General features: G+C 43.2%; 7 protein-coding genes and 1 pseudogene. 2 read left to right on the top strand and 6 right to left on the bottom strand.

All coding sequences use genetic code 11. From position 1 onward, the window contains the following. Positions 1–1,148, top strand: a 1,148-nt coding sequence (locus tag ACED41_RS21270; RefSeq protein WP_371725643.1) for an ISL3 family transposase, incomplete at its 5' end; no start/stop codon positions are given. A gap of 582 nt (positions 1,149–1,730) precedes the next feature. After that, positions 1,731–2,906, top strand: a complete 1,176-nt coding sequence (locus tag ACED41_RS21265; RefSeq protein ID WP_017064690.1) for a threonine/serine exporter family protein — start codon at positions 1,731–1,733, stop codon at positions 2,904–2,906. A gap of 312 nt (positions 2,907–3,218) precedes the next feature. Here the strand turns inward: ACED41_RS21265 and ACED41_RS21260 are convergent, their stop codons facing one another. The 6 genes and pseudogenes from ACED41_RS21260 to ACED41_RS21235 all read right to left on the bottom strand — a co-directional run. Then, positions 3,219–4,202: a GTP-binding protein gene (locus tag ACED41_RS21260; protein ID WP_108202790.1), complete on the bottom strand. Its 984-nt coding sequence runs from the start codon at positions 4,200–4,202 to the stop codon at positions 3,219–3,221. 92 nt (positions 4,203–4,294) lie between these two features. Then, a complete protein-coding gene (locus ACED41_RS21255) occupies positions 4,295–5,971 on the bottom strand; it encodes an amidohydrolase family protein (RefSeq protein ID WP_102319826.1) in 1,677 nt (558 codons plus the stop codon). Between the two features lie 109 nt (positions 5,972–6,080). Then, a complete protein-coding gene (locus tag ACED41_RS21250; protein WP_371725641.1) occupies positions 6,081–6,482 on the bottom strand; it encodes a hypothetical protein in 402 nt (133 codons plus the stop codon). Next, positions 6,442–6,564: pseudogene (locus tag ACED41_RS21245) on the bottom strand (carboxylesterase family protein); the annotation flags it as partial. The pseudogene ACED41_RS21245 and the gene ACED41_RS21250, both read right to left, overlap by 41 nt. 44 nt (positions 6,565–6,608) lie before the next feature. Then, positions 6,609–6,893: a hypothetical protein gene (locus ACED41_RS21240; protein ID WP_017062010.1), complete on the bottom strand. Its 285-nt coding sequence runs from the start codon at positions 6,891–6,893 to the stop codon at positions 6,609–6,611. A gap of 129 nt (positions 6,894–7,022) precedes the next feature. Next, a partial coding sequence (locus ACED41_RS21235; RefSeq protein WP_371725639.1) for a hypothetical protein occupies positions 7,023–7,258 on the bottom strand: 236 nt, incomplete at its 5' end.

Here is a 7,258-nt window from a genome sequence, read left to right as displayed (position 1 = left end):
TTTGTGGTCTTGAAGCCGAAGCTATCCATGAGTATCAATGGCGTCATGTGAAAGAAGCCATGTTGCTCGGTGTTCCTGTTGAACTTTCCGTTCAAACACGAAGAATTAAGTGTCGTGACTGCGGCATAAAAACAGAGTCTCTATCTTGGCTAGAGCCTTATGCTCGCATCACGAAGCGCCTAAAAAGTTATATAGAACAACTACTGCCTCTTCTTCCCATTAAGCATATCTCCCAGTTAACGAGCGTACACTGGCACACCATTAAAGAGATAGATAAACGCCGACTTCGACAAGTTGTACCGTCAGTGAAATGGGAAGAGCTAAGGCAACTCGTCATGGACGAGTTCGCTATCTTTAAAGGGCATAGGTATGCCACGGTCATTGCTGACGCTAAGACTCATCAAGTCATTTGGATAGGGTTAGGCCGTAGCCGCAAGGACATACGACCGTTCTTCGAGCTGTTAGGCAAGCATGGCAATAATATCGAAGCGGTCGCGATGGACATGAATACGGCTTTTGACCTTGAAGTTCAAGCGCACTGCCCGAATGCAAAAATCGTTTACGACTTATTCCATGTTGTAGCTAAGTTCGGTCGTGAGGTCATGGATAGAGTCAGAGTCGACCAAGCCAACAAGCTCAAGCAAGATAAAAAAGCGAGGCAATGGGTCAAGCGCTCACGCTGGGTGTTGTTGAAAAATAGAGGCAACTTAAATCCACGGCAAGACAGCTATCTTACAGAAATATTGAATATCAATAAGGACTTAATGACCACTTATATACTCGGGGCACAACTCAAAGAGCTTTGGTATTGTGAATCAGAAGCACATGCTAAAGGGCTCTGGGAGGCGTGGTGGGCACAAGTACAAGAGAGTGGAATTAAGCCATTGAAAGAGTTCGCACGAAAACTGAGTCCTTATCTTCACGGTATTATCGCATCGGCAAGTTATCCGCTAAACACCTGCACCCTAGAAGGGATAAACAACAAGATAAAGCTAATCAAGCGAATGGGGTATGGGTATCGAGATACAGACTACTTCTTGGAAAGCCGCGATGAACCACAAATAAGCGGCTCTTTTTTACCCCAATTTTCTGCTCTTAAACCTTATCGACTGTATCCGCCCCATGAACCCACGGGACGATATTGTTAATACGTGAGCGCCGCAATCACACTGTTAGCGCTAAGGAACCTTTGAAACCGTCACCAAAGCTCACTCATAATAAGCTATTATTTACAGTAGATTTCGGTTAATTTTCCAAAGGCCATTATGAAAAACAAACTGAGTTTAGCAATTCAAGCATACTGCAACTGGATTGATTCAAACATTATTGAAATTGCTTATGTCGGTTCCATTCTAGTTGTGATTCTAACGCTCATCATCAATCTTATTTAGGCTTCCATTTCCTAAATATTAGTTTCCTTTACTCATTACCGAGCTTTTCTAAAAGCCTCAGAGTTAAATCAATCACCTCATGGATTTGGAGTTTTACGCCTTCAAATAGCTGCGTGAGCGGATCTATTTTTGAGGTTGCAGCTTCAACAATGACTGATTTACCTCAACGATAAACTGATAACCTCTCATTCAATGAATCCTATCTTTTTAACCATTGCCTTGTTCGTTTGTAGGGGCCCGTCCTCTATACACGACTATTGGTTACGCTTGAATGAGGATACTATTGAATTAGAATGCCCCTCAAACATATATCGCCTTGGTTATTGAGAAACAAACAGAATGAAACAAACAAATCATATCGAACAATGCCAGCAAGAAATTTTGAGTTTTTCGGACCGATTACATCAATCTGGTTGTGCGCCTTACTCGGTAGCTCAATACACTCAAGCTTATGCAAAACGCCAGAACATTGATGTCTCTATTGATGTGACCCCGACAAAAGTCATCACTATTTTTGAGCAACCCACGCAAAAAGTCGTGATGGAAAACAAAAAACCACCCTCGGTTAACTTACGTGATTTAGTCGCAACGCTTAAAGGGTTTTCGACTCATTCCCATTACGAAGGTTCAGAAACCTACTCGAATCGTACCTTGTGCTTTGCCAATTTATTGCTTCCGCCATGTTATTTAATGTTAGTTGGCAGTACTTATCTGGCGGTCGGTTTATCCATTATTCTGGGCGCTATAGCCTGGCTAGCACAAATTTTCCTGACTGGGCCAAGAAGCATTCTTGTCGAGTTCTTTGTCGCCTTAGTAGCCAGTTTTTTAACCGGTATGATAGCGGCACAGGTTCCCGGCTTACCAACATTGGCACTGTGCATTTCTTCCATTGTCCTTTTTATTCCTGGGTTAACCGTCACCAACGGCTTAGCCAGTCTTGCTCTCAATGACTTTCGGTCAGGTATCGAACTGCTTGCACAAAGCGCACTCATAGTAATGAAAATATTCATCGGCATTGTTATGGGGTTAGGCTTAGCCAACATAATCAATCAACCATTATCGGTACCGGTATTTATTGATGAAATCCCATTCGTTCTTCATGTCACCGCACTGATCGGGATTTCTGTCGCTATTGGCCTTATTTTCAACGCAAGTATGACAGAAATTCTCTTAGGCCTTCCTGTCGCGGCAATTGGCATGTGGGGGCCACATTGGTTTACTTCCGATTGGGTTGTAGGTACATGGGTAAGCACAATACTCATTACGCTTTACGGGTTGGGGATGGGAAAATTGCGTCACGTTCCACCACTCATATACATTATTCAAGGGATCATCATTCTTGTCCCCGGTAGTCGAATCATTGTCGGAGCAAGTGAGTCCTTCTTTGCGACCTCCATTTTACCCATTCCGAATATTGGTCTGTCCGCCTTGCTGATGTTTGGCGCGATTATGGCGGGACAAATCATGGTTTATTCTATATTTAGTCGTCATTTTGATTCCATCATTGAGGACTAACCATCGAGCTAACAATCGCTGATCAACACGCCCCAATAACCCACGATTGAGTCTTTATCTGCTTTTTGACGTTAACCGATTCTGAGAAGGTACTGATGAACAGAGTCTCGAAAATCGATAAGACTATTTTGTTTCAGATGGCGAGGGGAATGAGCAATATGGATTTGGAAAAACCGAATAGAATCGAAAGTAGCCAATAATTCAATAAGATAAGGATGCTTAGGATGAGTCAATGCAAAGTAGGCAGAGGTAAGCTAGGTATAGGCAAGCGCTAGGTTGATAGGCTTGCCATCTACTCCATTTCCGTTCTAACTACGCCACCAGTGCGTTCAGTTTTTTACGCATACTCTCTTTATCAAGGCCACCTTTAGGTCCAATGAAGACTAACCGTGACGAACGAGATTCATCATCTTCCCATGCATCTCCAACCGTCACATTGGCTCGCTGGCCTGTGCACTGAAATACACAGCGATGATCAGGACGATCGGTTAAATTTAAAATACCTTTCATGCGATAAGCATCAATTGAAAACTGTTGCAGTAGAGGATACAAACTTTGTAGATTAAGCGGTTGATCAGTTTCAAAGCTGAATGTTTCGAAATCATGATTCACGTGATGACAGTGCTCATCATGACAATCATGGTGCTGGCATTCCCTTTGATCACCCGCTATTTTGTTAGTGACAAAGCGCGTACTTTCAGGGGCATCAAATAAGATAGGTAAATCCACTTCGCCGAATGAAATATCAATCAATTTAGCAAACGGAGCTTGTACTCGGCACCATGCTTTGACTTGCTCTAGTTTATCAGCATCGACTAGGTCAACTTTATTAACCAGAACAATGTCAGCCACTTGAATTTGCTGCTTCGACAACGTCTCCATTGGGCCTTCTAGCCCTAAAATGTTTTCCGCATCGATCGTCGTCACGATTGCATTTAAAGGTGCGTGTGCTTGCAGTTCCGGATCTTCAAATTGAAGTGCCACTTCTTTAGGTTCTGCGATACCTGAAGTTTCAACAATAATATGGTCTGGGCGTTCCTCTAATGCGAGTAAACGCATTACCGAAACGACTAGTCCTTCTGCAAGGTTACAACAGATACAGCCATTCTCTAGGCTGATCATATTTTCACTTTCAGATTTAACTAACTCCGCATCAACATTGATTGATCCAAAATCATTGACGATCACAGCCATGCGCATTCCATTTGCATTGGTTAATATATGGTTTAGTAGGGTCGTTTTCCCTGCTCCTAAAAATCCGGCTAAAATTGTTACTGGAATAGGCTTCTTGCTCATAGCATGCTCTCTTTCGATTTTCGTTGTCTATATTTACTCGGTAAGCAATAAAAAAGGTTGAGCTAATGCCCAACCTTTTAAGTCAGGATAACTTAGCCAGTAACTTTGTTGCGAACCGCTTCACCTGGGTTTGAATCTAACAACATTTCACCAGCTTCAATGATAGGTGTCCCGTTTACAAGTACGTATTTCATGCCTGTAGAAAGGGCATTTGGTTTATCAAATGTTGCAACGGCTTTTACTTCATCAAGTTTGAAAATAGCTAAATCAGCATCTTTACCTACTTGAATACGACCTTTATTTGCCATTTGTGGCACAGCATCCTCAAGAATACGACATGCGTTTAAGCTAGTTCTTTCCATCGCTTCTACTAGTGTTACCGCTTTGTATTCCTCGACATATTTTTCAATAAAACGAGAGAAACAAGCAAGTGAGCGAGGGTGAGCTATTGCGTTGCTTGGAAGTGGCCATACATCACCTTCAATTAATACGCCTTTATCATCCATCCAAGGCATTGCATCTGAAGCGATAGCTGCACCTGGGAACAATACTGAACGGTCCATTTTAGCGCGATCTTCTTTGTTCTCATCGGGTTTTAAGAAGTGCATGACAACCACGGTACCGGGCGCTGATGCTTGTAGTTCAGTGACTTTTTCTTGGTTTAGTGCTTTACCATTCGCTTCCATGTAGCTAGCGCTTGGTACACCCCAACGTTGTAACCAATCGTCACCACGGAAAACTTCTGCGCCAATAACGGAAGAGCCAGCACCATAAGGATAAGCTTCAGTAGTAACGGCTAAACCTTGATCAATGGCGGATTGAACTAAATCGGCACAATCTTCGATATCTTGTACTGACGTGCTGTTGAGGTGACAAATGTGCATGTGTGCACCCGTTGTCGCCGACAGGCTAATGAGTTCTTGGTATGCTTCAAAGCTTGATTTTGGCTCTGCGCTGTTTAGGTAACGAACGTGAGTGTAAGTTGGTACTTCATAGCGTTTTGCTAGTTTAGCAAGATCATAGTACTCTTTGTGGCCATAACCTGGTGCGTAACCCGCGTTAATACCAATGCCTAAGCCCCCCTCTTTAAGACCTTGCTCAACCGAGCCCAGAATTTGTTTTAATTCATCTGGGGTTGCTAGGGTATTTTGCCAATTGTTTTTAGAAAAAGCTTTCTGGAACCAAACAATCGTACCATCAGGAGCAGGCATCGTAGGTTCTTTTGCTTGAATACGAGCGTAAGTCCATGCTACAGAAGCGCCGTAATTAATCGGGCGACCTTCAGCAGCAGTAATATCGTAGTACGTTCCGATTGGGAATAGACCAGATTCCATCTCAAGAGCGGTGGTTACGCCATCGAATGCTTGAGCACGGGCAGCAGGAAGTTGTTGTCCGTGAGCGTGCATATCGATAAAGCCAGGTGCAACCACGAGACCTTCAGCATCGATGATTGTTTTGCCTTGCAGCTTTTTGTCTGAGATTGCAGCAATACGCTTACCTTTAATACCGACGTGACGAATTGCGTCGAGTCCAGTTTCAGGATCAACAACACGGCCATTTTCGATAACGATATCAAATGGCCCTTTCTCGTTAGGCATCAGTTTGATGTTTTGGCCAACCAGTTTTTCAGGGGCTGCATGTAAAACAGAGGCAAAAGGCAGTGCCGCAGCCCCAACCGCTAACTTAGTCAAAGTCGAACGTTTATCTGTATCGACACCATCAAGTAATACTTGCGTAGCGTCCAATTCATTTGGGTCGTAATTTTTCATATTGATACCTGTTATGTTTGTTGTAAAAGAATATTAGTTCATGATTGCTATGAAAACTATGCTGCATGTAGAAAAATCAATCGATTGACTAACACCCACCTTTCCATCATTAGAATCCACTGCCAACCGTTATATAAAACGCGCTGTCAACGTCACTAAAAGCGAGGTCTACCCCCATGTGTAACCCATATCGGCAAGCTATCTGATAGCGAAATCCAGCACCATACGCATCGACACTTTCATCGTCTGACAGACTGCCCTCTACTGTCGCTTTACCCAGGCCATAAAACGCAGAAACGGTCCAACGATTATCAATCGCATTATCGTATTCCGCGACAACACCCAGCCCAGAGGTCACCGAGCTCTGGCCAATAATCTGTTTCACACCCGTATATCGAATGGTATCTTTTAGCCACGACGGTATCACCGTTAATGTCGGTATCAGAACCTGCGCCATATTCAAAGTCCCCACCATGAATAAAGACATACACGGGTAATGACTCTGAACCATTGATCTCCGAAGGACGCCAAATATTAAGATTCAAGCAATCTTCAGATTGCTCTTGCTGGGTTATTTTAAGCTGTGGGCACACGGCGCCAAATTGTGTCGCATCTATAGCGCTATCAGCATTGTCTTCTAATTGACGGAGTGACTGTGCTGAAAACGTTGTTGATCGGCGTAAGTGATTCCTTTAAACGCTTCAATGGATACGCGTTGCTCGTCACCTGCTAAGGTATTGATCACAACAGACTCTCTATTTGCGAAAAGAGTCGCGTCCCCGATGGATACTGAAACTTGCTCTGTTGGTAATGTCTGAAGCGGTTCTGGCTTAATAGGACGTGAGCTGGTTTCATCACTACCCCACGCAGAAAGAGCAACAGTGATAGCGATAACCATGAGTGAGCGATGCGTTAAATTCATGGTTGTACCCATAAATGTGTTCGGCCATCTGACCTGATATTGGTATCATCAAACCTGAGAATCCCTATGCTCAGCCATGCTCATTTCTGGAGTATTTGAAGTATTTTTTCTTTATGGTGCGATATTAATTCACTCTTTAAATTTGAATAAATCGCTTATGCAGGACGTGATCCTACATATATTCACTACCGTGAGTGGATGTCGCTTTTTATTTATCACAAAGACTTCTTGTTGTACCTTCTTTGGCTGACTATCTAGGGTTGATAAAATTTCAACGGGTTCTTGAAACAGCTCTATAGGGGGTTGCTGTGACTCTCCTTCTGAAGCTTCAAACTCATCAAAGAACCCAAATATGTTATTAGAGT

The sequence above is a fragment of the Vibrio sp. 1F255 genome, from assembly GCF_041439145.1.
Classification (GTDB): domain Bacteria; phylum Pseudomonadota; class Gammaproteobacteria; order Enterobacterales; family Vibrionaceae; genus Vibrio; species Vibrio crassostreae_C.
This window is presented reverse-complemented; position numbering and strand designations above follow the sequence as displayed.